This window comes from Bradyrhizobium sp. SZCCHNR2028 (genome assembly GCF_032380995.1).
Lineage (GTDB): Bacteria > Pseudomonadota > Alphaproteobacteria > Rhizobiales > Xanthobacteraceae > Bradyrhizobium.
This window is the reverse complement of sequence record NZ_JAUHJF010000008.1, coordinates 1-22,840: the sequence shown is the minus strand read 5'-3', so window position 1 is coordinate 22,840 and position 22,840 is coordinate 1. Positions and strand designations below refer to the sequence as shown.

20 protein-coding genes and 2 pseudogenes are annotated in these 22,840 nt (G+C 62.0%); 8 read left to right on the top strand and 14 right to left on the bottom strand.

The window, feature by feature from the left end:
• Positions 1-179: 179 nt before the first annotated feature.
• Positions 180-1,478, bottom strand: a complete 1,299-nt coding sequence (locus tag QX121_RS15185; protein ID WP_315812469.1) for a sugar ABC transporter substrate-binding protein — start codon at positions 1,476-1,478, stop codon at positions 180-182.
• A 214-nt stretch (positions 1,479-1,692) separates the two neighbouring features.
• Positions 1,693-2,643 (bottom strand): sugar-binding transcriptional regulator, encoded by a 951-nt coding sequence (locus QX121_RS15180; RefSeq protein WP_315773572.1) that lies wholly within the window; start codon positions 2,641-2,643, stop codon positions 1,693-1,695.
• A 298-nt stretch (positions 2,644-2,941) separates the two neighbouring features.
• Here QX121_RS15180 and QX121_RS15175 point away from each other — a divergent pair, with 298 nt between their 5' ends.
• Together QX121_RS15175 and QX121_RS15170 are read left to right on the top strand one after the other, a co-directional pair.
• Positions 2,942-3,277 (top strand): hypothetical protein, encoded by a 336-nt coding sequence (locus QX121_RS15175; RefSeq protein ID WP_315812355.1) that lies wholly within the window; start codon positions 2,942-2,944, stop codon positions 3,275-3,277.
• 140 nt (positions 3,278-3,417) lie between these two features.
• Complete coding sequence (locus tag QX121_RS15170; RefSeq protein ID WP_315736057.1) at positions 3,418-3,828, top strand: flagellar basal body rod protein FlgC; 411 nt, start codon at positions 3,418-3,420, stop codon at positions 3,826-3,828.
• A 33-nt stretch (positions 3,829-3,861) separates the two neighbouring features.
• Here the strand turns inward: QX121_RS15170 and QX121_RS15165 are convergent, their stop codons facing one another.
• The 6 genes and pseudogenes from QX121_RS15165 to QX121_RS15140 all read right to left on the bottom strand — a co-directional run bounded on the left by QX121_RS15165 (position 3,862) and on the right by QX121_RS15140 (position 11,990).
• Entirely contained in the window at positions 3,862-4,047 is a 186-nt protein-coding gene (locus QX121_RS15165; RefSeq protein ID WP_315736055.1) for a hypothetical protein, read from the bottom strand.
• A gap of 117 nt (positions 4,048-4,164) precedes the next feature.
• Positions 4,165-4,869, bottom strand: coding sequence for a hypothetical protein (locus tag QX121_RS15160; protein WP_315736053.1), 705 nt, complete (start codon positions 4,867-4,869; stop codon positions 4,165-4,167).
• Between the two features lie 129 nt (positions 4,870-4,998).
• Positions 4,999-5,751 carry an aquaporin Z gene (gene aqpZ / locus QX121_RS15155; RefSeq protein ID WP_315812354.1) on the bottom strand — a complete coding sequence of 251 codons (753 nt, stop codon included), beginning with the start codon at positions 5,749-5,751 and terminating at the stop codon, positions 4,999-5,001.
• A 2,866-nt stretch (positions 5,752-8,617) separates the two neighbouring features.
• Positions 8,618-9,880 carry a hypothetical protein gene (locus QX121_RS15150; RefSeq protein WP_315812353.1) on the bottom strand — a complete coding sequence of 421 codons (1,263 nt, stop codon included), beginning with the start codon at positions 9,878-9,880 and terminating at the stop codon, positions 8,618-8,620.
• 1,112 nt (positions 9,881-10,992) lie between these two features.
• Positions 10,993-11,154: pseudogene (locus QX121_RS15145) on the bottom strand (DUF3141 domain-containing protein); the annotation flags it as partial.
• A 161-nt stretch (positions 11,155-11,315) separates the two neighbouring features.
• A complete protein-coding gene (locus QX121_RS15140; protein ID WP_315812352.1) occupies positions 11,316-11,990 on the bottom strand; it encodes a Spy/CpxP family protein refolding chaperone in 675 nt (224 codons plus the stop codon).
• Positions 11,991-12,233: 243 nt separating this feature from the next.
• Between QX121_RS15140 and QX121_RS15135 the strand changes: the two genes are divergently transcribed.
• Positions 12,234-12,491: a hypothetical protein gene (locus QX121_RS15135; protein WP_315736036.1), complete on the top strand. Its 258-nt coding sequence runs from the start codon at positions 12,234-12,236 to the stop codon at positions 12,489-12,491.
• A gap of 226 nt (positions 12,492-12,717) precedes the next feature.
• Here QX121_RS15135 and QX121_RS15130 read toward each other — a convergent pair.
• The 6 genes and pseudogenes from QX121_RS15130 to QX121_RS15105 form a co-directional block, all read right to left on the bottom strand.
• Positions 12,718-13,395, bottom strand: a pseudogene (locus QX121_RS15130) (type IV secretory system conjugative DNA transfer family protein); the annotation flags it as partial.
• Between the two features lie 218 nt (positions 13,396-13,613).
• Positions 13,614-15,368: an arsenical pump-driving ATPase gene (arsA, locus tag QX121_RS15125; protein ID WP_315812351.1), complete on the bottom strand. Its 1,755-nt coding sequence runs from the start codon at positions 15,366-15,368 to the stop codon at positions 13,614-13,616.
• Between the two features lie 320 nt (positions 15,369-15,688).
• Complete coding sequence (gene arsC / locus QX121_RS15120) at positions 15,689-16,090, bottom strand: arsenate reductase (glutaredoxin) (RefSeq protein WP_315812350.1); 402 nt, start codon at positions 16,088-16,090, stop codon at positions 15,689-15,691.
• A complete protein-coding gene (gene arsB, locus QX121_RS15115; RefSeq protein WP_315812349.1) occupies positions 16,087-17,142 on the bottom strand; it encodes an ACR3 family arsenite efflux transporter in 1,056 nt (351 codons plus the stop codon). Before arsB ends, arsC begins: the two co-directional genes overlap by 4 nt.
• Before the next feature lie 3 nt (positions 17,143-17,145).
• The gene (locus tag QX121_RS15110; protein WP_315812468.1) at positions 17,146-17,673 is read right to left on the bottom strand and encodes an arsenate reductase ArsC; all 528 of its coding nucleotides are present in this window, start codon (positions 17,671-17,673) and stop codon (positions 17,146-17,148) included.
• Positions 17,666-18,031 (bottom strand): metalloregulator ArsR/SmtB family transcription factor, encoded by a 366-nt coding sequence (locus QX121_RS15105; RefSeq protein WP_315736027.1) that lies wholly within the window; start codon positions 18,029-18,031, stop codon positions 17,666-17,668. Before QX121_RS15105 ends, QX121_RS15110 begins: the two co-directional genes overlap by 8 nt.
• 366 nt (positions 18,032-18,397) lie before the next feature.
• Here QX121_RS15105 and QX121_RS15100 point away from each other — a divergent pair, with 366 nt between their 5' ends.
• The 5 genes from QX121_RS15100 to QX121_RS15080 all read left to right on the top strand — a co-directional run.
• Entirely contained in the window at positions 18,398-19,147 is a 750-nt protein-coding gene (locus QX121_RS15100; protein ID WP_315812348.1) for a PhnD/SsuA/transferrin family substrate-binding protein, read from the top strand.
• Positions 19,144-20,604, top strand: coding sequence for a HAMP domain-containing sensor histidine kinase (locus QX121_RS15095; protein ID WP_315812347.1), 1,461 nt, complete (start codon positions 19,144-19,146; stop codon positions 20,602-20,604). Before QX121_RS15100 ends, QX121_RS15095 begins: the two co-directional genes overlap by 4 nt.
• Entirely contained in the window at positions 20,594-21,904 is a 1,311-nt protein-coding gene (locus tag QX121_RS15090; RefSeq protein WP_315812346.1) for a sigma-54 dependent transcriptional regulator, read from the top strand. The genes QX121_RS15095 and QX121_RS15090 overlap by 11 nt, the downstream gene beginning before the upstream one ends.
• A 176-nt stretch (positions 21,905-22,080) precedes the next feature.
• On the top strand, positions 22,081-22,602 hold the full coding sequence (locus tag QX121_RS15085) for an arsenate reductase (azurin) small subunit (protein WP_315736019.1): 522 nt from the start codon (positions 22,081-22,083) through the stop codon (positions 22,600-22,602).
• A gap of 12 nt (positions 22,603-22,614) precedes the next feature.
• A partial coding sequence (locus QX121_RS15080; protein ID WP_315812345.1) for a hypothetical protein occupies positions 22,615-22,840 on the top strand: 226 nt, incomplete at its 3' end.

Below are 22,840 nucleotides of genomic sequence, written 5' to 3'. Positions count from 1 at the left end.
GTGCCCACCGTCTTCACGGTTCGCGGCCCGACGGTGGGCACGCTTCGCTTTGCCCACCCTACGGGTCTCGCATGTCGCGTTCGAGCAGAGAAAAAATGCGGCCATCCCTGTGGGGAGGGATGGCCGCCAGTGATCAGCTCGGGAGGAGTTTTGGCTTCGAGCTGATGGACGTGGCGCGCCTATTTGATGTAGCCGGCGCGCTTCATCTCGCGTTCGGTGGACGATTGCGCCGCCGCCAGCGCCGCATCGACGGTCATCGAGCCGGCGAGTGCCGCCGAGAACTGCTGTCCCACCGCGGTGCCGATGCCCTGGAATTCCGGAATGGCGGCGTATTGCACGCCGACATACGGCACCGGCTTCACCGTCGGCTTGTTCGGATCGGCGGCATCGATCGAGGCCAGGGTCAGCTTGGCGAACGGGGCGACCTTCAGATACTCCTCGTTCTTGTAGAGCGAGGTGCGCGTGCCCGGCGGCACGTTGGCCCAGCCGTCCTTGGAGGCGACGAGCTTGAGATAGTCCTTGCTGGTCGCCCAGGCGATGAACTTCTCGGCCGCCTCGACCTTCTGCGAGCCGGCGGGCACCGCGAGGCTCCACGCCCACAGCCAGTTGGCGTTCTTGCCGAGACCGGTGTTCGGCGCCAGCGCGAAGCCGACCTTGTCGGCGACCTTCGATTCCTTCGGGTTGGTCACGAACGAGGCCGCCACGGTGGCATCGATCCACATCGCGCATTTGCCGGAGTTGAACAGCGCCAGGTTCTCGTTGAAGCCGTTCGAGCTGGCGCCGGGAGGGCCGGCCTCCTTCATCAGCTCGACATAGGTCGACAGCGTCTTCTTCCATTCCGGCGTGTTGAACTGCGGCTGCCATTTCTCGTCGAACCAGCGCGCGCCGAACGAGTTCGACATCGCGGTCAGGAACGCCATGTTCTCGCCCCAGCCGGCCTTGCCGCGCAGGCAGATGCCGAACACGCCGCCCTGCTTGTCGGTGAGCTTCTTGGCGGCATCGATGACGAAGTCCCAGGTCGGGCTCTCCGGCATCTTCAGCCCGGCCTTGTCGAACAGGTCGGTGCGGTACATCACCATCGAGCTCTCGCCGTAGAACGGCGCGGCGTAGAGCTTGCCGTCGACGGAGACCGCATCCTTGATCTTGGGCAGGATGTCGTTCGCGTCGTACTCGGCGCCGAGCTTGTCGAGCGGCACCAGCCAGTTCTTCTTGGCCCAGATCGGCACCTCGTAGGTGCCGATGGTGAGGATGTCGAACTGGCCGCCCTTGGTAGCGATGTCGGTGGTGACGCGCTGGCGCAGCACGTTCTCCTCCAGCGTCACCCATTTCACGGAGATGTCGGGATTGGCCTTGGTGAATTCGCTGGTGAGGCCCTGCATCCGGATCATGTCACCGTTGTTGACGGTGGCGATGGTCAGGCTGGTCTCGGCCATGACGGGCGCGGTCAGGAGCGCAGCGCCTGCCAGCGCGCAAAGCATGCTCGTCCGAGTGAAGATGGTCTTCACGGTGTCCTCCCTTAATCCCGCGATGCGTGAACATATGCTCACGGGCTGAGCTGATGTTCACAACACCGGTCAGACTTTGTCAAGCATGCGTCGGCGCCCACAGGTTGTGCGGCGCGGCAAGAAAATGACCTTGGATTGAAAGAGCCGCGCCGTTGCCGCAGAGGTCAGCGGCGCAGGCCTAAGGCTGTCACGCCAGGACGGCGCGCGCCGTGGCCTCGTCGGTGATCAGGCCGTTGATCAGCCGCCCCTTGAGCGCAGCGCGGATCGCCGGGACCTTCGCCGGACCGAGCGCCGCCGCGATGGTCATGGCGCGCGCCGGCACCTCGGGTGGAATGCTGGTGAGCCTGCGGTTGGTGCCGCCGGCGATCACCTTGCCCTTGGCGTCATAGGCCCAGCCGGTGATCTCGCCGATGGCGCCGAGCCGCATCATCTCGGTGAGCTCGTCGCGGGTGACGAAGCCGTCGACATGCATCTGCGCCTTCTGGTCCATCTGGCCGATGCCGACCAGCTTGAGGTCGGCCTTGTCGGCGACCGCCTTGACCTTGGCGATGGCATCGAGCCGGACCATGCGGTCGCGCTCGTCCTCGGTGCCCATCAGGAACGGCAGCGGCATCGGGTAGTGCCGGGCGCCGGTGCGATCGGCGAGCCGGCCGACGGTGTCGAAGAAGCTCGCAGAGCCGTCGGCCAGGATGTTGCCGACCAGCGAGACGATCTGGTGCTCGGGGCGGTCGATCGGCGTGACGCGCTCGACCGCGGCCCGCACCGCCCGCCCCGTTCCGAGCGCGATGATGACCGGCGTCTCGGCCCGCAACGTCGTCTCCAGCAGGTTGGCGCAGCGTTCGGCGATTCCTGCAGACCCGGTGGGCGCAGCCGGGTCGGTCGGCACCACCTCGCAATGCACCAGCGCAAACCGCTCCTTGAGCTGGGCGGCGAGCGCCATGCAGGAGGCGATGGGGTGCTCGAGCCGGAAGGTGATCAGCCGCTCGGCGAGACACAGCGACACCAGCCGCTGCGCGGAGGCGCGCGACACCTGCAGCATCCGCGCGATCTCGTCCTGGGTATGGCCGGCGATGAAATACAGCCAGCCGGCGCGGGCGGCGTCGTCCAGCCGTGATTTGTCGCTGTCGCTGCCCGCCATGACGCCGCGCGGTCTCCTTCCAGTCGCTGCTACCCCGGCCAAGCAGAGGCTCGACGCGGATCGGCCAGCACTATGGCATGGCGGCCGCGGCGCCGGGAACCGAAGCCCGCCGCCATCCCCAGGCGGGCGCAGCAGCCTCGCCCAGACCAGATCATATGCTCGGACTATGGGCAATAGTCCAACCTCGGCAGGTTGCGGCGCAACGACCGGCGCGCTGGCCCCGGAACCTCGCCGGCCGCACGACGGCTCCCCATCCACGAGGGATGCGGCGTCTCGGGAGGCCGCTTAGCTGGGAGGCATGGCTGTCCCTCCCCTCGTCCGCCCCAACCGCGCCGCCCCGGTGCTCGTCTGCCGCAAATGCCTGAAGCGCAGCGATGACCCCAAGGCCACCAAGACGGCCATCAAGAAGGCGATCAAGCATGCGCTGACATCAGAGCGTGAGCGCGGCAGTGGCGCTCGCGAGAAGCCCGCGCGCGTCGTCATGACGAGCTGCTTCGGCCTGTGCCCGAAGCGGGCGGTCGTCGTCACCGGCGGCGTCCGCGCGGCGCGCGGCGAATATGTGCTCGTCTCCGCCGCGGACGACGCGGCGGGCGCCCTGGCGCTGCTGCGTGACGATCAGAACAGATCGTCCTGAGCGTGCTCGGCCGCCGCTAGCGACCGGCCGATGGTCAACGAAACCTTGCCGCGGACGATCGAATGTCGCGGCCGATGTTGACGCTTGCTTGGCACGCGCAGGGCTTAGCTGCGGGGATCATCGTCGTCGGCAAGCGTCCCATGAGCCCCACCGCAACCATCGCAGTTTCCGGCATGAACGCGGCTTCGCGCCGCCTCGAGGTGTCCGCCTCGAACGTCGCCAATGCACGGAGCACCGGCGCGCTGCCCAATGCCGACGGCACGCTGCCGGCGGGCGCCCCGAAAGCCTATGTGCCGCTCGATCTGGTGCAGAGCGACGTCGCCGGCGGCGGCACGCAGACGACCATCACCCGTGCAGGCTCCGGGACCACAGCGAGCTACGATCCCTCGGCGCCGTTCGCCAACAAGGACGGCCTGGTCGCGGCGCCCAATGTCGATCTCGCGCAGGAGATGATCAGCCAGCTCGTCGCCAAATACAGCTTTGCCGCGAATGCAAAAGTGCTGAAGGCGAGCGACGAGATGAGCCGGACCGTGATCGACATGAAGGTGTAGGCCGGCCTCGACAGCTCGGCGGCTCGCGCCGCGTCAGCGCGAGAGTGCGGCGACCAGCCAGTGGATCAGCGTGGCACCGCCGATAGGTGCGACCATAAGCAGCATCATGTTGAAGCCGATCAGCACGAGCAGCAGCCTTTCACGCCGCGGCGACAGCCGCCGCTTCGGCGGCTCCGGTTTCGGATCATGCGGCCAGCCACCGGGCAAGTCGACGAACATTGCGGCCTCATTTGTCGCAGCAGAACGCCGGAGCAGGCGCATCGGATGCCCGCTCCGGACGAGCATCGTAGCACGGCGGGATCATGGAGACGATCGGCGGCGCGTCCTGCGCCGTGCTCACGCGGTGTCCTTGCCCAGCTCGGCCAGCACCTGCGGCTCGACCAGCAGCCCCTGCCGCTCGTATCGCCCACGCGTCCGGCTGAAGCGCACCACGACCGCATGGCGCTTGCTCTTCGCCTTGGCCCGCCGCGACAGCAGCGCGTTGCCCGCGGGCAGAAAGACGAGATCGCCGAGACCAACGCATGAGAGGCATGCCGGACCACCGTCCTCCATCATCAGGAAATCGCCGGTCCCGCCGCAGCGATGACAGCTCCAACCGTCCCGCGTCGGCAGGATCGCCACCAGCTCCGGCACCCGGCTCGCCTTCGCTGCCACACGCTCGCGCTTCTTCTCGGAGAGCGCCGGCGAGACCCAGTGCGTCCGGAACAGCTCTTCAAGTTGCGGATCATTGCTGCGGCTGAACCGCAGCGGCTGCCGGCGTGGCGTCTGTGCGACATAGGCGGTCTCGCTCGGGCTCAGCCCCTTGGCGAGCGCCCAGGCACGAACATGCGTCATCGCCTCCTTGATGCGCGGGAGACCGGAGCGCGTGACCTCCTCCAGCGAGCCGACCTGCCCGCGCCGCCACTGCTCCAGCAAGCTCGCATCGAGCCAGCCGAGGCCACAGAACAGGTCGGCGATGCTGACGTAGTGCTGCTCGGCCAGCAGCGCCTCGGCCGCCCTAGCGACGCGATCGGACACCGGCTCCTTGTTCCCCCGGCTCATCACCGCACCTGCAAGATCGTGAACGCTGACAAGGCGCGCATTATCCAACAGAGCCGGCGGCGATCAAGAGCGGCGCGCCCGCGGCATCGGCCGTGACGCGGCCCGATCCAACCGCGTGAGGAGATCTTCCTAGGCGCTTTTCGCGACCGCGCCCTGCCCCGTCCGCTCACCGGTCACCTCGCCGGCCGGCTCCGGGCTCAGCCAGCGATAGATGAAGCCGCCGGCCGCGCCGCCGAGCAGCGGCGCCACCCAGAACAGCCAGAGCTGCGCCAGCGCCCAGCCGCCGACGAACAGCGCTGGCCCGGTGCTGCGCGCCGGGTTCACCGAGGTGTTGGTGACGTGGATGCTGATGAGGTGAATGAGCGTCAGCGCCAGCCCGATCGCCAGCGGCGCAAATCCCACCGGCGCCTTGCCATGGGTCGCGCCCATGATCACGAACAGGAACATCATCGTCAGCACGAACTCGCTGAGCAGGCAGGCCCCTAACCCATATTTGCCGGGCGAATGCTCCGCATAGCCATTGGCGGCAAAGCCGCTCGCCGTGCTGAAGTCCGGCGCGCCGCTCGCGATCGCGTACAGCACGGCAGCAGCAACGATGGCGCCGACCACCTGCGCGACGATGTAGGGCACAATCAGCCCGGTCGGGAACCGCCCGCCGCAGGCCAGCCCCACCGTGACAGCCGGATTGAGATGACAGCCCGAGATGTGCCCGATCGCATAGGCCATGGTCACCACGGTGAGCCCGAACGCCAGCGACACGCCGAGCATGCCGATCCCGACATTCGGCACGCCCGCCGCGATCACCGCACTGCCGCAACCGCCGAACGTGAGCCAGAACGTCCCGATCCCCTCCGCCACGAGCTTGTTGTTGTTGCCGTTCATCATCGCCTCCCTGGGTGCGTGTGATTGGCCTTCTTCGATCATCCCGCCACAGGCGCAGATCATCACTTCTACAACCCAGAGTCAAAGGCCATCGGGGCTGCGGTGAGGAGTTGCTTGCCTGGGATTGGGCATCCGGACGGTACGAACATGGCGGCGTCAGCACATTCCCCAGCGCGCGCTCCGAGAGCTGCCCCGACTTCAGGAAAGCGATTAAGTACACAGAAACGCACTCGTAGTTCCGTGCAATGTCACCGTAACCTATTCGGACTTGGCCGAGGCTGCGGAGCGTGTACCCCAGTCATCGAACCGCCCCTGGTCCAGGTCTCAAGGTGGCGGACTTGCCAATACCTGCATTTTTTGCGCGCGGCTTGACTTGTATAGCGAAAAAATAGAACCTGTGGTTGCATTCTCCATTTTGATTGGCGGGGGATATGCAGAACATGAAGAAATTTTCGCCGAATACATCTGGGATAACCTTGGTTGATACTCGGCATGAATTCGTAAGGCTCATGTGAGGGCGTTTAGGGCTCTTGGAATTCGCGTAGGCTCTCAAATGGCCACAACTAGATCAAGTTGTCGTCCGAGCCGACGGCCGTTCCGTGGGGTTCAATAATGGGGTGCGAGTCAGTAGCAGCACCACGAAGATATATTTCCACATATTGGGAGGTGAAAATGAGACGTGCTTATCTAGGCCTCTCGTTCCTTTCTATGCTCACTGCCGTTTGTTTTCCGGCGAGGGCAGACTCCTCATGCTCTGATTCGACCCCAGGATGCACGGCTTGCAGCGTGAGTTGTCCGACCGGACAAACCGCGAGCTGTTCTCCGGGTCGAGCCAATTTTAGCGGAGGTACTTTCGTTTGCGTGCAGCAACCTCGTTGCTCGTGTGCAACGCAGCACTCCGCAGTAAAACGCATATTTGGCGATTTATGAGAAGATGATAGGGGGAAGAGCAGATGCGAGTACTTCACCGTATAACGCTACTGATTTCTTTGTTTGCCCCGGTTTGCGCATTCGGTGATTGCCTTCACGATGGCAAAGCTGAAGGCGAAGGTGGCGTGATGAAATTTGAGGACGGCCTACTTCGCCAATGCCAAGACTCAAAATGGGTTAAGGTGATCGAGCCGCCGGCTATGATACACATCATTAGCTCAAATTATGGAGTGAACCCACCTCCACTCTCGTGCGATCCAACCGGCAAATTAAGGGGTGTTTGCGACGGCAAAGACGAGTGTCACTTTCCTATTACGAACGAATTTATGTGCGGTAAAGATATCTATCCTGGACCGGTGAAGACATTTTCTCTTGCGTGGCGGTGTGGCGATAAACCCACAACCTCAATTTCAACGCAAGAGCGACCAAGCGGCCCAGACTACACGCTGACCTGCAAGTAGAGACTGTCCATTTCCGCAGACTGCAGGCCTCAAGTTGCCGCGGCCGCTTCGCCTCCGAGCCATTTATTTATTCCGCCGAAATCCGGTCTCTAACTTCAAACGAATGGAATCGGCAGGAGCGGATCAGCAGTTGCAACCTCTGAATATTGGAAGATACTGGAGGTCGGCTCTTGTTCGAAGTCCATAATTGGAGGTCACTATGTTGAAGTCGCTCGTGCTTGCAGCGCTTATAAGTGCCGTGGCAACAATCAGTGCTACAGCTAGTGACAGTTACTCAAAAGTCGCGGGCTTTAATGTTCCGCCGCTCACCAGCTCTAGATCGAACATTCATAAGATTGATACACAATGCTCTAAGTCTTGCTCCAACACCTCGTGTTCGCGTACGTGCACAGGTACTCAGCAATGCACAACATATTGCAGTGGCGACGGCAAGGATGCCTATTGCGAATGTAAGTAGTGCCTTGAAGCATCCGCGGCCAGACCGTGCCACGACTCTTTCGAGGTGCGTGGCGCAGTGCGGCAACGGAAGGTCACGACTCACCATAGATAGAGTGCAAGTACATCAAGATCTTGTGGCGGGCTTGATTGTCGCAGTCATTCCAAAGCCTCGAGCGCTGACGATTGCCGGTGCTTTCTTTACCTGCAGCAGCGACTAGACGACACACGCTGCGGCCGATACATCATCAAAAATTACGGTGACGCTGTTGGACTGCACCCCTTAAGTGAGACACGATAATTTCTGTGACAGGCATTTCGAGGATGACCTGTGGCAGCAAGAGGGAAGAACCGTCAGGTTCCGACGGCTTACAAACTGAAGGCGATCAAGCGCGTCGAGCGAGGCGAAGGCGTTCTGCCTTTGGCTCGCGAGCTTGGGATATCTCGCAAGATCCTGCAACACTCGCTACGGCGATTGCACGGTCTAATGGTTGCTCCGACACGCCGGCGAGAGCATCGGCACATTCGCCCATGGCCAATTGTGCCAGCGCCCGTCTTCACCGACGCAAGCGGCGGATGTCGGAGGCGGGCTCGTTGTCGCATCCGAGGATGCGTCAAGCGCGGCAAATCGGTGGTCGACATGGGTCGTGGACAGGTAACCCGCGACAGCCACCACCAGGACGACCGCAAATCCCTTGGCTGAGTCACTCCAGCGCATGTCATCACATCCCTTGTTCGGCGTGCCAGGAACACATGGGAATATCTTGACGCGCAATCGCTCAGCGGGCTGTGAGAGAGGTCACATCGACATCAAGCCGTTGTTCCGACTCCTTATCGGCCGGCTTGTTCGCGGGGGTGGGCCTCGGCGTGCCGGATGCCTCGGCGTCGTTGGCAACGTTTAGTACAGCGTCACCGTAACCACGGATGCCTCGGCGCTCTTGGCGAAGTTTGGTGCAGTCCGGCACTGTCACCGTAGTCCGAGAGGGTTGGCGGGCGTGATAAATCGGCTGAGTTTGGCGCACTATCACGGCAATACTCAGCTACTGTTCCTCAAAATCGCCCGCGGAGCTTGCGCCGTCCAGCGGCGGAATGTGGAACACCATTACCGTCAAGACTATCTCGCGACTGGGGTCGTCCCGTTCGCCAAAAACAAAGCGCCGGCCGCCATCGGCCTTGCCCTCGACCCGCTTCATGCATTGGTGCGCTTCGACCGTCTTCATTATTTTCTTTAGGGGACCCGCGATGCCCTTACGTTTCACGAATACCACCAGCGCGGCCTTGGTGTCCCGCCAAGTGAGGTAACTCAGAAGCTGATCGATTGCTGCAGTGATTCCGTCTGCGCTCTTCCAAATCTTGCATTCAGCTATGAAAAGGTTCTTGTCCTGCTCGCGGACGAGGATGTCAGTCTTGCCTCTTCTGTTGAAGGTTTCTCCTAGTGCGCCCCCTTTGTAATGGCCGTTAAGCTGTAACAGGAAGTGGTCGCGTATCTCCTCTTCCTTCAGCTTGGTGAATGTTCTCGGACTGCGCTCCATCATCAGCGCCATACCGCTCATGACGTCTAGAATGTGCTTGTATTCATCTTCTTCGATTACGGGCTCAGGGACGAAGCTAACACCTTCACGCACCTCTGCGATTCGACGGGCCCTCACGACGCGCTGCAACTCTTGGCTGATGTACGTCGGCGGAGCATCAGGACGCCGCTGCATGTCATACCCTATGGAAGCAGCGATTTCGCGAGCTCTTAGTATCCGGTCCTTCCGACTATTAACCGCGTTCCTAGCGTAGTTTCGGATGCCTTCGTTGTAACGGGTCACTTCCGCGTTGATGCGCTCCATATATGCAACAATATCATCAATCTCGCGGCTCACCTCTCCTTTCACCGCCTCTGCGGTGAGATCTTCGCCGTGGACCGCGACGAGCAGTTCTCCGTTATCTCGCTTCGCTCTCAACTCCCGAGGAGGGGGTTTACCGATGTGGTGGTTGAACATCCCCAAAGCTCCAGTGAAAGGAAAAGCGACTTCGAACTTAAAACCGTTCTCAAGCACCCTATGTTGTCCGTCATCTTCTCGGTAACCGCCAATCTCTGTAGGCTTTCTCGATACGCCTGCCTTGTTGATTACGACGGGTTCGATCCTGAAATTTCGATAGGCGTGCTCGACGATATCTTCGGTCGGCATCGAAAGCAGAGCATCGTCCGAGGGCTCGTTTATTGCAAAACGGATTCTTCCAAGTTGCCCCTCAATCGTGTCGGCGAGCGCTCGCTCGTTGAAGAGGAGAGGATAGTCGGACGGCAATATCTTCATCGATGAAACGCTCTCATCGCATCGACCCCTTCTTGCGAATCGCACCGCACAGGATGGCACAATGCAGGGTAGCTAGACGAGGATGGAAACACCTATTTTGACCATTCACAAGGAGCCGGCAAGGCGTCGCATGGGCGGCCTGATGCGAACTGCACGGAGCGCGATTTGCCGCTTGTTGAGTCGCAGAATAGGATCGATGAGGAAAAGGCTGCAGCCTCTGTCGAGCATCTTCAGTCTGCGTATTCTTGATCGCTCTCGTCTTTAGGCCGAACAAATGTCAGGCTATCGTCCTCCCAACGGCGTCGAAAGACGCTGCGACGTCTGACACCAAGGTCGTCAGCATAGCTGATAGTTCCAGCGAAGTAGCGCTCTCCGTAAACTGGCGGCTTGCCCTCAATGCCAATTCTGTGATTACGGTGACGCTGCACTTTTCTTTCCGCGTGTTTCTGATGAGCGGCAAACAGCGATCATTCGTCGTGCTCGGAAGGCAGGTCGGCAACCATCCGTGAGTTTGATGGCGGCCAACACGGCAGTCGACGTGCACCATCACGGCAACGCTGCATGCCGCAGATTTCTGAATACCGGAAAAGTTATTGACACCACCCCCAAATCAGTGATTTTATTCCCGCCATCCTGCTTCGCCGAGAGGGGCGTATCGCGATCGTCACGGCACGTGAGGCGGGGATGCGGTGGCCGCGGCTTCGTCAGGCGCTTTTGCGCGACGACTGACGAGGTGCGGACGGCGAAGTCGCGTGGTCCTGGCGCCCCGATGCTGGCGTCAAGGTCGCGGCGTTCATGACGAGCGCAGCGGGCGACGGGGACAACACAGCCGGTCCCCGGGGAGATCGCGTATAAGCCGTAAAGCCATCGCGCGGGGAAGGCCGGATGTTCGGCCGTACCTGTGGTTCTGCCGCGTGCTTTCTTGCTGCACGCGGACCGCGGGTGCGACCAGCACCCGGCCTTCCCCGCGCCCTCTCATCTGACGAGGACGCCAACTGCAGCAGAGCTCGGGCCGATCAAGCCGCGGGATCGCGGCGGCATGGCCGTGAGCAAGGCTGAGACGAGCAGCAGGCTGTTTGACAGAGTTGATTGGGATTTGAGAGCGCGGCTCAGTCGAGACGCGCGACGCTCGCGGATACGAAGATGCCGAGATGCCCGACATGCGGGTTGATGAGATAGACGATGCGCTGGCCCGCCCGCTTCAGGTCGTCCGTGTCGGAGTAAACACTCGGAATCCAGCCGAGCGCCTGATGGGGCGGCGTGATGTTGTCGCCAGGCCACACGCCGATGGCGGCCGTCGGAGCGGCACCGGCGGCCGGTTCGGCAGAATCCGCCAATGGCCTGACCACTGGACCAGCCTGCGATCTGCGTTCGCGGTGGGCCTCAGGGAGGGAAGCGTGGGCCATGGCAGCCCTCCAATGGGCGAGTCGGAGCCTTACCGTCCCTGACCCTGCGTCATCATTCCCGGTTGCATCTGGCCGGACGGCATCATGCGCGCCATCGCGTTCATGCCCATATGTGGCGCCAGGAGTTCGTCGGCGGCTTTCTTCTGTTCGTCGGAAAGGGTGCCGACGAGGTTTGTCAGCGCCGACTTCATCGCGCGGGTGCCTTCCAGGCGCGCAGCCAGCCACTTCTCCTGCAGCGCAAGACGATCGACCAAGCCTTGCTGCCCAGCCCCCGTCTGCGGCATCATCGAGGCGCGCACCTCGCCAAGGCTCTTTGCGTTGGTGCGGAGTGCGTCGGCGAAGGCATTCCAGGCGGCGTCCTGCGCATCGGTGATCTTGAGCTCGGTCTTCAGGAAGGCAATCCGCCCCTCGACCCGGTCGATGGTGGCCAACCCGCTCATGCCAGCGCAGCCCCCTTCAGCACCTGACTGCCCCATCATCTGCATCATGTTCGCCATGGGCATGTTGCCGCCCATCATGCCCCTGCCACCCATCATGCCTTGTCCCATCATTCCGGGCTGGCCGGCAGGCGACTGAGGTTGTGCGGCGGCGGGCGCCCCCTTCTGGTCAGGATGGTGCGCTTCGTGATCGGCGGCCGATTGCGCCCAGGACGTTGTGCTCGCCGTTGCAAGCAGCAATGCGACAGGCAGTGTCAAACGTTTCATGGAACCCTCCCGCTGATCAGTTGATTGGTCGCAATGAGTGCCGATTTTTACCGGCTACCGATTGATGCAAGTCAATCTTAGAAGCGATCCCAACTCTAAATTGCTTCCTGCGCGGTTTCTTATCGTCAGCGATCCGTTCGCTGATGTGGATTTTTTCACAGCGCAAACGAGCTTCGTCTGGGATCTTCACGCAAGACCGCGACCCGACATCTGTCGTCCAAGTTTCACAATGGAGAAGCCAATATGACCCTTCCCAAAATTCTTGCCGCTGCCGCGGCCCTGTCGCTCATTGCGTTGCCAGCGATGGCGCAGACCGGATCATCCGACACCGAAAAGAACGGCCATCACTATCAGGGAGGGCCGAAGACCGAAGTCCCCCACCATATGGGCAAGAAGGAGACGGTCGGCGTCTCCACCAAGACCCAGGGCACCGGCGGTCACCACTACCGCGGCGGCCCCGCGACGTCGACGCCGCACCACATGGGCGACAAGGAGCGGTGAGCTTCGAGGTTGAGTAGGTGCGACGCCCCTGCGGGTCGCCGCACCCAATCAGCCGATATTGATTCCGACTGACACCAAGTCAGGCGCGAGCTATTTTTGAGCCTACGCCATCAGATGTCAGCAAATGTCGAAATCATCCAAAAGACGACCCGCACAACACGAAAGCGGAAAGATCTATCGCGCCGTGCTGCACGACCTACAGGTCGAGCTCATCAAGGTGCAGCGGCACGTCGCGCACCTCCCACTCGCCGCGCCTCACCTCCAGCAATGGATTATAGGCGGCTGACTTCGCGTTGGTCGGATCGAACAGCAAGACCCGGCCGTGTTGGGCTCGGAAGCCCGAGGTCAGGGTCCAGTTCTCGCCCTTGATGTCGTGAACGATGCAGCTGCCCGGCCAGGTCAGCAGCGTTGGCACCACCAGACCGACGCCTTTACCGGACCTGGTCGGCGCGAAGCACAGCACATGTTCCGGTCCATCATGACGCAGGTAATTTTGCTCGAAACGCCCGAGCACGACACCATCAGGGCCGGTAAGGCCGGCAGCCCGAATCTCCTGATGCGTCGCCCAGCGAGCTGAACCGTAGGTCGCGGCAGTCTTGGCTTCGCGCGCCCGCCATGCCGACATGCCAACGGCAACCGTGATCGAGATGAATCCGCCAGACGACGCGATGTAAGCCCCCTCTACGAAGACCTGCGGCGCATACGCGTCATAGGCGTACCACCACCAGAAGAATGCTGGCGGGAAGTAGATGGGTACTCCCGAGATCAGCTCGAACCATGGTTGTCCAAGCTGAGGTTGGTAACCGAGCCTCCAAGCCACCCACTGCGTGGCCGCCCACATCGTGGCCAGCACGATCGCAAAGACGATGGCGATTTGCCCCCAGAGAATCTTGGTCCCGGACATGACGGACCGAGCGTCAAGCGTCGGCTGCCCCAAGAGCAAGTGTCCTATCGCGTTCGGCGCACGAACGGCGTCTGCAGGCTACGATTCGGTCAGACGCATGCAGCTTGCCGTCGCATGGTCTGTTATCGGAGGACAACCGGGACCGGCGATGGTTATCCGGCGGCGACGTACACCCGTTCGATCTCGCCGTCGGTCGCGTAGGTCGGGAGACGCCGTCATCACGACAGCGCCGCAAGCTCCCTCACGCCAACAGGAGACTTGGTTCGCCAACCGATCATGAATGCCCGCTCTGCGAGGCCGTTCCGAACGCGAGCGATCTGAGTCCGCTCTCTGACGAGTCGCGATCGCAGCAGGGGATCGTGAGTTCCCGATGCAATCAGGCATTTGTTGATTACCCAGCCGAATGGCTCAATGCAGGCGCGCCGCAAGTCCTCCTGAAGAGCAGCGGCCTCTGAAACCGGAGTCGTCTCCGGCAGCGTCACCAGGATCACCCTTGTGTAGGTGGGGTCTTGCAGCCTCATTAGCGGGGTGACGATACGCCCGGCTCCGCTTGGCGCAAGTTGGCTTGTCATCTGGCGATGATAGGCCCCGGTCGCATCCAGCAGGAGTAGCGTGTGGCCCGTGGGCGCCGTATCGAGCACGACGAAGTCGCTACGGGCCTCCGCAACAATGTGCGAGAAGGCATGGAAGACGGCGACTTCCTCGGTACATGGCGAAGCGAGGTCTTCGAGCAGCAGAGCTTTGCCTTGCTCGTCCAGATCACGACCCCGACTTGCCAGGATTTTCGCGACATACCGCTCCGTCTCGACCCGAGGGTCGATCCGGTCAACGGTGAGGCCAGGCATGGCGCCATCGACCACGAAAGCGACATGAGCTGCGGGATCGGTGGTGCTGAGGTGGACGGCATGACCCCGCTTGGCCAATCCCACGGCAATGGCGGCAGCAATCGTCGTCTTTCCGACGCCGCCCTTGCCCATGACCATGATGAGGCCGTGCTTATCCCGCGCGATGTCATCGACCAACCGGTCCAGGCCCGGCAGGTCAACCGGTTCCAGGTTCGGCATGCTCGCAGCAACTGAAGGCTGGCTGGAGGACGACAGAAGCGCCCTCAGAGCCGTCAGACCCACGATGTCGAAACCAAGCAACGGGATTTCGTCTCGCGGAAGTTTCGTGAGCGACGCAGGCATTGCCGCTAGTGCCTCGTCCTGATCCCGCTCAAGGGCAGTCGCGACGACGTCAGTTCGATCCGCCGCGTGGAAGCGCCCGTTCACCATGAGGAGCTGGTTCGAGAGATTGAGCGCATCGAGTTCGCCCGATGTTCTGGCCGCCTCACGGATGGCCCCCTTGTCGGCGCGGGTGACGAGAACGATAGTGGTTCGCTCGGAATCGCCTAATGCCGCGAGCGCCTTGCGAAAGCGGTCCTCCTGCATCTTCAAGCCTGAATGCGGCCCGAGGCAGGACGCTCCTCGGTCATTGTCCTTGAGAAAGCCGGTCCATGCCTTTGGCAGGCTGAGCAGCCGTAGAGTGTGGCCGGTCGGGGCCGTATCGAATATGATGTGATCGAATCCTGCCATATCGCCGTCCAGCAGTCCCACGAACTCGTCGAAGGCGGCTATTTCGGTGGTGCAAGCTCCGGAGAGCTGCTCGCGCACAGTCGACCGCTCACCGGCGGTGACTTCCGGTCCGAGCTGTTCGAGGACCCGGGTGCGATAGCTCTCGGCAGCAGCTTCGGGATCGATATTCATCGCCGAAAGTCCGGCCACGTTTGCCACCGGCGCTGGGCGATCAGTCAAAGTGACTTCGAGCATCTCGTCCAGGTTCGACGCCGGGTCGGTACTGACGAGAAGAACGCGTAGTCCACGGTCGGCGAGGCCAACAGCGGTGGCACATGCAAGCGACGTCTTACCGACACCACCCTTCCCGGTGAAAAACAGATACGGCGTCGGGGCGTTCAGCGCGCGAAAGTGAGACATAATAAGCTGTCCTGCAGACGCTGCAGTCATGCAATTGCCGTCAGTCCGATGGGTGCGACGAGCATTGCGTTCAAAATGACCGCATCGTTGCATCGCTTTGCGATGGGATACCTGCGGAGATTCAATAGCAACGCCGCGAGCTCCTCTGTTGCGATGGATCAACGGATGGGAGTGACCAACGGGCTACGAGGCAACAACAAAATAGGTATCGATGGTGTGTTCCGGGCACGCCTGAGGCCGGCCCTCTGGCGCTTAAGCCGTCGGACACTGCGCCCCGCATCGCCTTCGACCGAGCGATCTAATGCGGTCGTTGTACCGGCTCATCTGGGCTCGATGACCTCGCCATCCTCCTTGACGAACCGCCCGAACGGGCCGTTAAGGAGATCGATGACCGCTTCCGACGGTCTGCACAACCGGACGCCCTTCGGCGTGACGACGATCGGGCGATTGATCAGGATCGGGTGCGCGATCATGAAATCCAGCAGTTCGTCGTCGGTCCACTTCGGATCGCCGAGGCCGAGTTCTTTGTAGGGCGTTCCCTTCTCGCGCAACAGGTCGCGAACCGGAATTCCCATGATGGTGATGAGCTCCTGGAGCTTATCGCGCGACGGCGGCGTCTTGAGGTACTCGATGATCTCAGGCTCGATGCCGCTCTGCCGGATCATCGCGAGCGTGTTGCGGGACGTACCGCAATCTGAATTGTGGTAGATCGTAATGGTCATCTGTGAACCTCCATCGCGGGCTTGGCCGCATTCGCTCCGGATTCATACCAGCCGCGAGTCGCCCTCACGATGCGGACCACCGACAGCATCACGGGCACTTCGACCAGCACGCCCACCACGGTCGCGAGCGCAGCTCCGGAGTCTAGTCCGAACAGGCTGATGGCAGCAGCAACCGCGAGCTCGAAAAAGTTGCTGGCGCCGATCAGCGCCGCAGGTGCAGCGACACACCAGGCGACGCCGAAGCGCCGGCTCAGCCAGTAGGCGAGACCGGCGTTGAGATAGACCTGGATCAGAATCGGCACGGCGAGGATCGCAATCACGACCGGCTGCTTGACGATCTGCTCACCCTGGAAACCGAACAGCAGAACTAGCGTCGCCAGCAGAGCAACAAGCGACAATGGCTGCAGCCTCCGCATGGTCCGCTCGAAGGCACCACCGCCAGCGGCGAGAAGGGACGTCCTCCAGGCCTGCGCTACGACGACCGGCACAACGATGTACAGGACGACCGAGAGCAGAAGCGTCGCCCAGGGAACGCTGATGGAGGCTACACCGAGCAGAAGCCCCACCAGCGGCGCGAACAGGAAGACCATGATCACGTCATTCAATGCGACCTGGCTGAGCGTGTAGTGAGGCTCTCCTTCGCACAGGTTCGACCAGACGAACACCATCGCGGTGCAAGGAGCGGCTGCGAGCAGGATCAGACCCGCGATGTAGGATGGGATCTGCGCGGACGGCAGCATCGGCGCGAACACGTTGCCGATGAAGAAGGAGCCGAGAAGCGCCATCGAGAACGGTTTGACGGCCCAATTGATGAACAGGGTAACCCCCACGCCGCGCCAGTGCTCTCGGACCTGGCTCAAAGCACCGAAGTCGATCTTCAGCAGCATCGGCACGATCATCAGCCAGATCAGGACTGCCACCGGCAAATTGACCTTGGCCACTTCCGCGGCTGCAACCACTCCGAAGAAGCTAGGCATGAAGTGGCCGAGCACGACGCCGGCGACGATGCAGAGGGCAACCCAAAGTGTGAGGTAACGTTCGAAGATGCTCATGTGTCAGGCCACATCGTTGCGGGATGAACTCGCGCCTTCCGACCGGCCGATCTCGCGCAACTTGGTGCCGAGCGACAGTTTGTCGATGCTGCGCAGAGGAAGATTGGTGAAGGTACCGATGCGATTCTTCAGGTACCGGAAGGCGGTCACGAATGCCGCCTCCTTCTGGAGATCAGTACCTTCGACTGCGGCGGGATCCTCGATGCCCCAGTGAGCGGTCATCGGCTGTCCAGGCCACACCGGACAGGTCTCACCGGCGGCGTTGTCGCAGACCGTGAAGACGAAATCCATGACGGGTGCATCGGGGGCGGCGAACTCGAGCCAGCTCTTCGAGCGCAAGCCGTCGGTCGGATAGTCCAGGCTTTGGAGAGTGCGTAGCGCCAGCGGGTTGACCGCGCCCTTCGGCGTGCTGCCTGCCGAGAACGCTCGGAAGCGGCCGCCGGCATCCTTTCGCAGGATCGATTCCGCCATGATTGAACGGGCAGAGTTGCCGGTGCAGAGGAAGATAACGTTGTAGAGGTGATCAGACACGGCTTCGCTCCCTTTTCTTTTTCGGAGGACAGCAAGGCGCAAGGCTTTCAATCAATGGTGCGCAGACTTCCGGCCGGCCGCCGCAGCAGTCCTGCAGCAGAAACAGCGCCACCTTCTGGAATTCGGCAAGATTCGCGCGATAGATGATCGACCGGCTGTGGCGCTCCGAGGTGACCAGGTCCGCCCGGGAAAGGATCGAAAGGTGCGCCGAGAGCGTGTTCTGGGGGACTTCCAGGGCGCGAGCAAGCTCTCCGGCCGACAGACCCTCCGGCTCATGACTTGCCAGAATACGAAATGCGTTCAGCCGAGTGGGCTGAGCGAGCGCGGCGAGCGCCAAGACCGCTTCTTCATTATCCATATTTCTAGACTTATGGATATTACAGTACTCTGTCAACCACAGAGTGGCGCTGAGCTCCCGCAGGTCCTTGAGACGCGCGCCGGTGAGCTGTTGCTTGAGCTATCTCAATACCTCACCGTCACATGCCTGTCATATTCGTTGCCGCGCCAGACGCCATTCGATACTCTCTAAGAAAAAAGGGGCGACGATGCTCTAGGAGGGATCGCCATGGGTTTGCGTCAAAGGCAGGCCCCTGCATCACATGCGAATAGAACGCGAGTCACGAGGCGCGCAGTCCTATCCGGACTAGCGGCGAGTACGATTGCTCTTAAGGGCAGACGCGCCGTAGCGGCTGATCCGCGGCCGGTGCAGATTGGGCTCACGCCCGTGCTTCTGACTTCCGACCTGGAGCTGTTGGCGACACTTCGCTCTTATCTTGAGCGCATTTGGAGCAGGGAAGTCCAGATCCTCACGCGCCGAACTTACCAGGAAATCACGCTTCTTCTGGTGAACGGACAAATCGATGCGGCCTGGATCTGCGGCTATCCCTACGTTCAGTTCCGCGAGCAGCTCGAACTTGTCGCGGTCCCGGTGTGGAATGGCCGGCCGCTGTACCAGTCCTACGTGATCGTCGATGCCCGCCGTAAGGCCGAGTCCTTTCCCGATCTGAAAGGCGACACGCACGCGTTCTCCGATCCCGACAGCAATTCCGGCTTCCTCGTCACTCGCGCCCTTCTGACCGATATGCACACCAAGCCGGAGGATTTCTTCAGGCATCACTTCTTCACCTATGGTCATCGCAACGTCGTCCGCGCAGTCGCCTCCGGGCTGGCGGATAGCGGATCCGTCGATGGCTACGTGTGGGAAGTCCTCAGCATCGTAGAGCCCGATTTGACGGCTCCAACTCGCGTGTTGCGACAATCGGAATGGCTAGGATTTCCGCCGGTGGCGTGCGGAAAGAACCGCCCGAGCGGGCTTTCGGTCGATGACCTGGCCGCCGCATTCGTCGGGATGTCCTCCGATCCGGAGGCCCGTCGAGTGCTGCAGATGCTGCATCTCGACGGATTCACGAGAAGCGATCCATCCCTGTTCGACACAATTGGGGCGAAGATGAACTATGTTCGGAGCCTCGGATGAGCGCTCGCTTCGACCTGAGATCGAATCTGCCGGTCGTGATCAAGGTCCCTGCGCTTGTGGCGCTGCTCATGGTCGCCATCGGGGTGGTGCTCACAGATCAGGTGCTCAAGAGGCTCGCCGAAACCCAGGATCGCCATTTCCGGGAATTGACCGCCGCCTACCTGGACGGGCTTTCGTCGTCGGTGATGCCTGGGGTGATCCGTGGGGACGCCTGGGAGACGTTCGACAATCTCGACCGCGCTCGTTCACTGTACCGCGGCTTGACAATTCTCGAGACGGTGGTGGCGGAACCCGACGGCATCGTCCTGGCTTCCTTCGATCCCCGTACCGTGCCGGCCTTTGCACCCGTGCCGAAGTCGATCGTCGATCGGTTTGCGGACGCAAACGATAGCTGGCTTGACGAGCAGGCCGAGCGTGCCGGCGTCCGCCGCGTGCTGCTCGATCAGGGGCGTCGCATCGGGGTGATCTACACCCAATTCGACGTCGGCGCTCGATTCAAGGAGCGGCGGGACGTGCTCTGGACGTTGGTCGCGACCAATATCGCCATCACTATGCTCGTCGCGGCGGTCGGCTTCATCGCGGTGCGCAGAATGCTGCGACCGGTGCAGCTCTTGACCACGCATTTCAGGCGGGGGCAGTCCGGCGAACTGCTGTGCATCGCAGATGAGGATGTCGGACCGCCCAGTTCGGAGTTCGGTCGCCTATTCAGACACTACAACATGATGGTGCGATCATGGAACGAGCGTGAGGCGCTGGCTGCTCGCGTCGCCGAAGAGCAACGCCTCACTAGCCTCGGCCGTCTTGCCTCCGGGATGGCCCACGAAATCAACAATCCCCTGGGAGGCATGTTCAACGCGATCGAGACGCTCCGGCGACATGGCCATCAGCTCGGGGTTCGGGAGCGTGCACTCTCTCTTCTCGAGCGGGGGCTCGCGGGCATCCGCGACGTCGTGAGGTCCGCATTGGTGACCCACCGTGTCGACACCGCGATGCGTCCGCTCAAGCCAAGCGACATCGAGGACCTGCGTCTTCTGATCGGTCCCGAGCTCGATCGCAGAAACCTTTCGCTGTCGTGGGCGAACGAGCTTCCCGGCGAGATTCCCGTCAGAGCGAATGCCGTCCGTCAGGCCGCGCTTAATCTGCTGCTCAACGCGTGCCAAGCAAGCGCGCCCGCCGGCCGTATCGCATTCGAAGCGGGACTGGTGGACGGCAGCCTAGTCCTGACAGTGAGCGACGAAGGCGCCGGACTCGACCAGGATAGGGTCAGCTACCTCGAAAGCCGTGAAGCGGATGCCGCGCCGCGGCCCGGAGAGCCCGGCCTTGGCCTTTGGATCATTCGGCGTCTCGTTCTGGAAGTCGGCGGCTCCATCCGAGTCGAGTATCCGGCCGGCGGCGGAACGGCGATCTCCGTAGCGATACCCGATGGCTCGGGGAAGGAGCAGCGCAATGTTGCCTGAGGCAGTGTCCATCGCTGTGATCGAAGACGATCCGATCATGGGAGAATCCCTCAACCAGTACCTGGAGCTGGAAGGCTGCAAGGTCGAGTGGTGGCGCAGCGGCCAGGAAGCTCTCGCGGGCCTGAGGCGAGGTGCCCCCGATCTTGTCATCTGTGACATCCGTTTGCCGGACATGTCGGGTGAGGACATCTTCCGGAAAGTGAGCGGCGAAAGTGCCGCCCCGCCGTTTCTGTTCATGACCGCATACGGCCAGATCGACCATGCGGTGGCTCTCATCAGGGCCGGCGCGGGCGACTACGTGACCAAGCCATTCGAACTCGACGATCTGATATCGCGCGCCCGCGCTCTGATCGGCCGTAGGCCGGCGGTTCCGGACGGCGTATTGGGACTGTCGCAGCAGATGCGCCGCATCGAGGAACTGCTCGCCCGCATGGCCGGCCGCAATACGCCTGTGCTGTTCACCGGCGAGACCGGCTCTGGCAAGGAGGTCTGCGCACGCCACCTCCACAACGTTTCGGATGCCGCTTCCCGGCCATTCGTGGCAGTCAACTGCGCCGCCATCCCGGACAATCTGCTCGAGAGCGAGGTCTTCGGACACGAGAAAGGCGCTTTCACGGGCGCCAACAGCAGGCACCTCGGGTATGCGGAGCGTGCCCAATCCGGGACCCTCTTTCTCGACGAGGTCGCCGAGCTGCCACTGCAACTTCAGGCAAAGCTGCTTCGGCTGCTCGACGAGCGCCGCTTCTACCGCCTGGGCGGCGAAGCCATCGTCCCGTTCCGGGCGCGCGTCGTTTGCGCCACCAACCGGGATCTCGCGGCGGAAGTCGCTGCGGGGCGATTTCGCGAAGACCTGTACTACCGCATCAACGTCGTCGCGGTCGCTATTCCGCCGCTTCGCGAGCGGCCGGAAGACGTTCAGCTTCTCATACATCGGTTCTTCACCGAACTTGCCAGCGCAAATCCGGACCTGCGCGGACTGAGTAGCGGCGCCGAAAGTGCCGCTCTGGCTCACCCCTGGCCCGGCAACGTGCGCGAGCTGCGGAATCGGCTCGACAGGGCGGTCGCGTTGGCGACGGGCCCATGGCTTATGCCGGTCGATCTGTTTCCCGAGACGATGCGCAGCGCGAGCCAGCCGTCCGGAAGATCGCTCGCCGAGGCGCGTGACGCCGCGGAACAACAGGAGATCGAGCGCGCGCTCAAGGATACGGGCGGGCAGATCGCCGAAGCGGCGAAGCTGCTCGGCGTCTCGCGAACCACGCTGTGGGATCGCATGCGCCGTTTCGGCATCAACGCGGTCTGAGACGTTCAGTATTCTGAACATCTCGCTTTGTGAACGTTCGGATAATTGGACGGCTTGCTGCAGCGCGTCCTAGAGACTTCAAGAACTTAGACCGTTCGCGCTTCTGGCCCGGGAATTGAAGTCCAGAGATGAACGGATCAGCCCAATGATCCGCGCATCACCCGGGAGAAGCCCTCATGAAAAAGTGCGATCTGATGGTCGACGCCGGCAGGCGCCGATTTCTAAGCGGCGCAACGGTGGCCGCCGCCGGCGCCGTGGCCGCGAGCGCGATGTCGACGCCCGCTCAGGCTGCCCCGTCCCAAGCCCGCGTCGCCTATCCATCGAGCCGCCTGGCCAACGTGTCTCAGCTCAAAACGAATGAGCCCATGGACGTGGCGTATCCGGATGCGGACGCGCCGGGCGTGCTGATCAAGCTCGGCACCCGCGTGGAGGGCGGAATTGGTCCCGACGGCGATATCGTTGGGTTCTCGACCGTGTGCCCGCACAAGGGCTTCCCTCTGAGCTACTCGAAGGAGGATAGGTCGCTGAGCTGCCCCGGTCACTATGGACGCTACGACGTCGAAAAGGGAGGACAGCAGATCTGGGGTCACGCCACCCAGAACCTCGCGCAATACCAGCTCCGGATCGACGGCAAGGGCGACATCTACGCCGACGGTGTGGACGAGCTCCTGTACGGCCGGCTTTCCAACGTTCTGTGAGGGAGGGACAACATGACCTATAAGCGCCAGACCGACCGCCTCCCGATCATCCCGGCGGATGCCAAGGAGCACAACGTCACCTGCCACTACTGTATCGTCGGATGCGGCTACAAAGCCTACACCTGGGCGATCAACAAGCAGGGTGGCTTCGATCCGAAGTCCAACAAATTTGGCGTCGACCTGTCCAAGCAGCAGGGCGCGGAGACCGCGGCCTGGTATTCGCCGTCCATGTACAACA

Excerpts from the sequence above, each read along its gene's own strand:
- QX121_RS15175 (WP_315812355.1), top strand. The coding sequence starts at position 2,942 with ATGGCTGTCCCTCCCCTCGTCCGCCCCAACCGCGCCGCCCCGGTGCTC.
- QX121_RS15135 (WP_315736036.1), top strand. The coding sequence starts at position 12,234 with ATGACCCTTCCCAAAATTCTTGCCGCTGCCGCGGCCCTGTCGCTCATT.
- QX121_RS15085 (WP_315736019.1), top strand. The coding sequence starts at position 22,081 with ATGAAAAAGTGCGATCTGATGGTCGACGCCGGCAGGCGCCGATTTCTA.
- QX121_RS15185 (WP_315812469.1), bottom strand. The coding sequence starts at position 1,478 with ATGCTTTGCGCGCTGGCAGGCGCTGCGCTCCTGACCGCGCCCGTCATG.
- QX121_RS15095 (WP_315812347.1), top strand. The coding sequence starts at position 19,144 with ATGAGCGCTCGCTTCGACCTGAGATCGAATCTGCCGGTCGTGATCAAG.
- arsB (WP_315812349.1), bottom strand. The coding sequence starts at position 17,142 with ATGAGCATCTTCGAACGTTACCTCACACTTTGGGTTGCCCTCTGCATC.
- QX121_RS15160 (WP_315736053.1), bottom strand. The coding sequence starts at position 4,869 with ATGAGCCGGGGGAACAAGGAGCCGGTGTCCGATCGCGTCGCTAGGGCG.
- arsC (WP_315812350.1), bottom strand. The coding sequence starts at position 16,090 with ATGACCATTACGATCTACCACAATTCAGATTGCGGTACGTCCCGCAAC.
- QX121_RS15165 (WP_315736055.1), bottom strand. The coding sequence starts at position 4,047 with ATGTTCGTCGACTTGCCCGGTGGCTGGCCGCATGATCCGAAACCGGAG.
- QX121_RS15150 (WP_315812353.1), bottom strand. The coding sequence starts at position 9,880 with ATGAAGATATTGCCGTCCGACTATCCTCTCCTCTTCAACGAGCGAGCG.
- arsA (WP_315812351.1), bottom strand. The coding sequence starts at position 15,368 with ATGTCTCACTTTCGCGCGCTGAACGCCCCGACGCCGTATCTGTTTTTC.
- QX121_RS15140 (WP_315812352.1), bottom strand. The coding sequence starts at position 11,990 with ATGAAACGTTTGACACTGCCTGTCGCATTGCTGCTTGCAACGGCGAGC.
- QX121_RS15090 (WP_315812346.1), top strand. The coding sequence starts at position 20,594 with ATGTTGCCTGAGGCAGTGTCCATCGCTGTGATCGAAGACGATCCGATC.
- QX121_RS15170 (WP_315736057.1), top strand. The coding sequence starts at position 3,418 with ATGAGCCCCACCGCAACCATCGCAGTTTCCGGCATGAACGCGGCTTCG.
- QX121_RS15105 (WP_315736027.1), bottom strand. The coding sequence starts at position 18,031 with ATGGATAATGAAGAAGCGGTCTTGGCGCTCGCCGCGCTCGCTCAGCCC.
- QX121_RS15180 (WP_315773572.1), bottom strand. The coding sequence starts at position 2,643 with ATGGCGGGCAGCGACAGCGACAAATCACGGCTGGACGACGCCGCCCGC.
- aqpZ (WP_315812354.1), bottom strand. The coding sequence starts at position 5,751 with ATGAACGGCAACAACAACAAGCTCGTGGCGGAGGGGATCGGGACGTTC.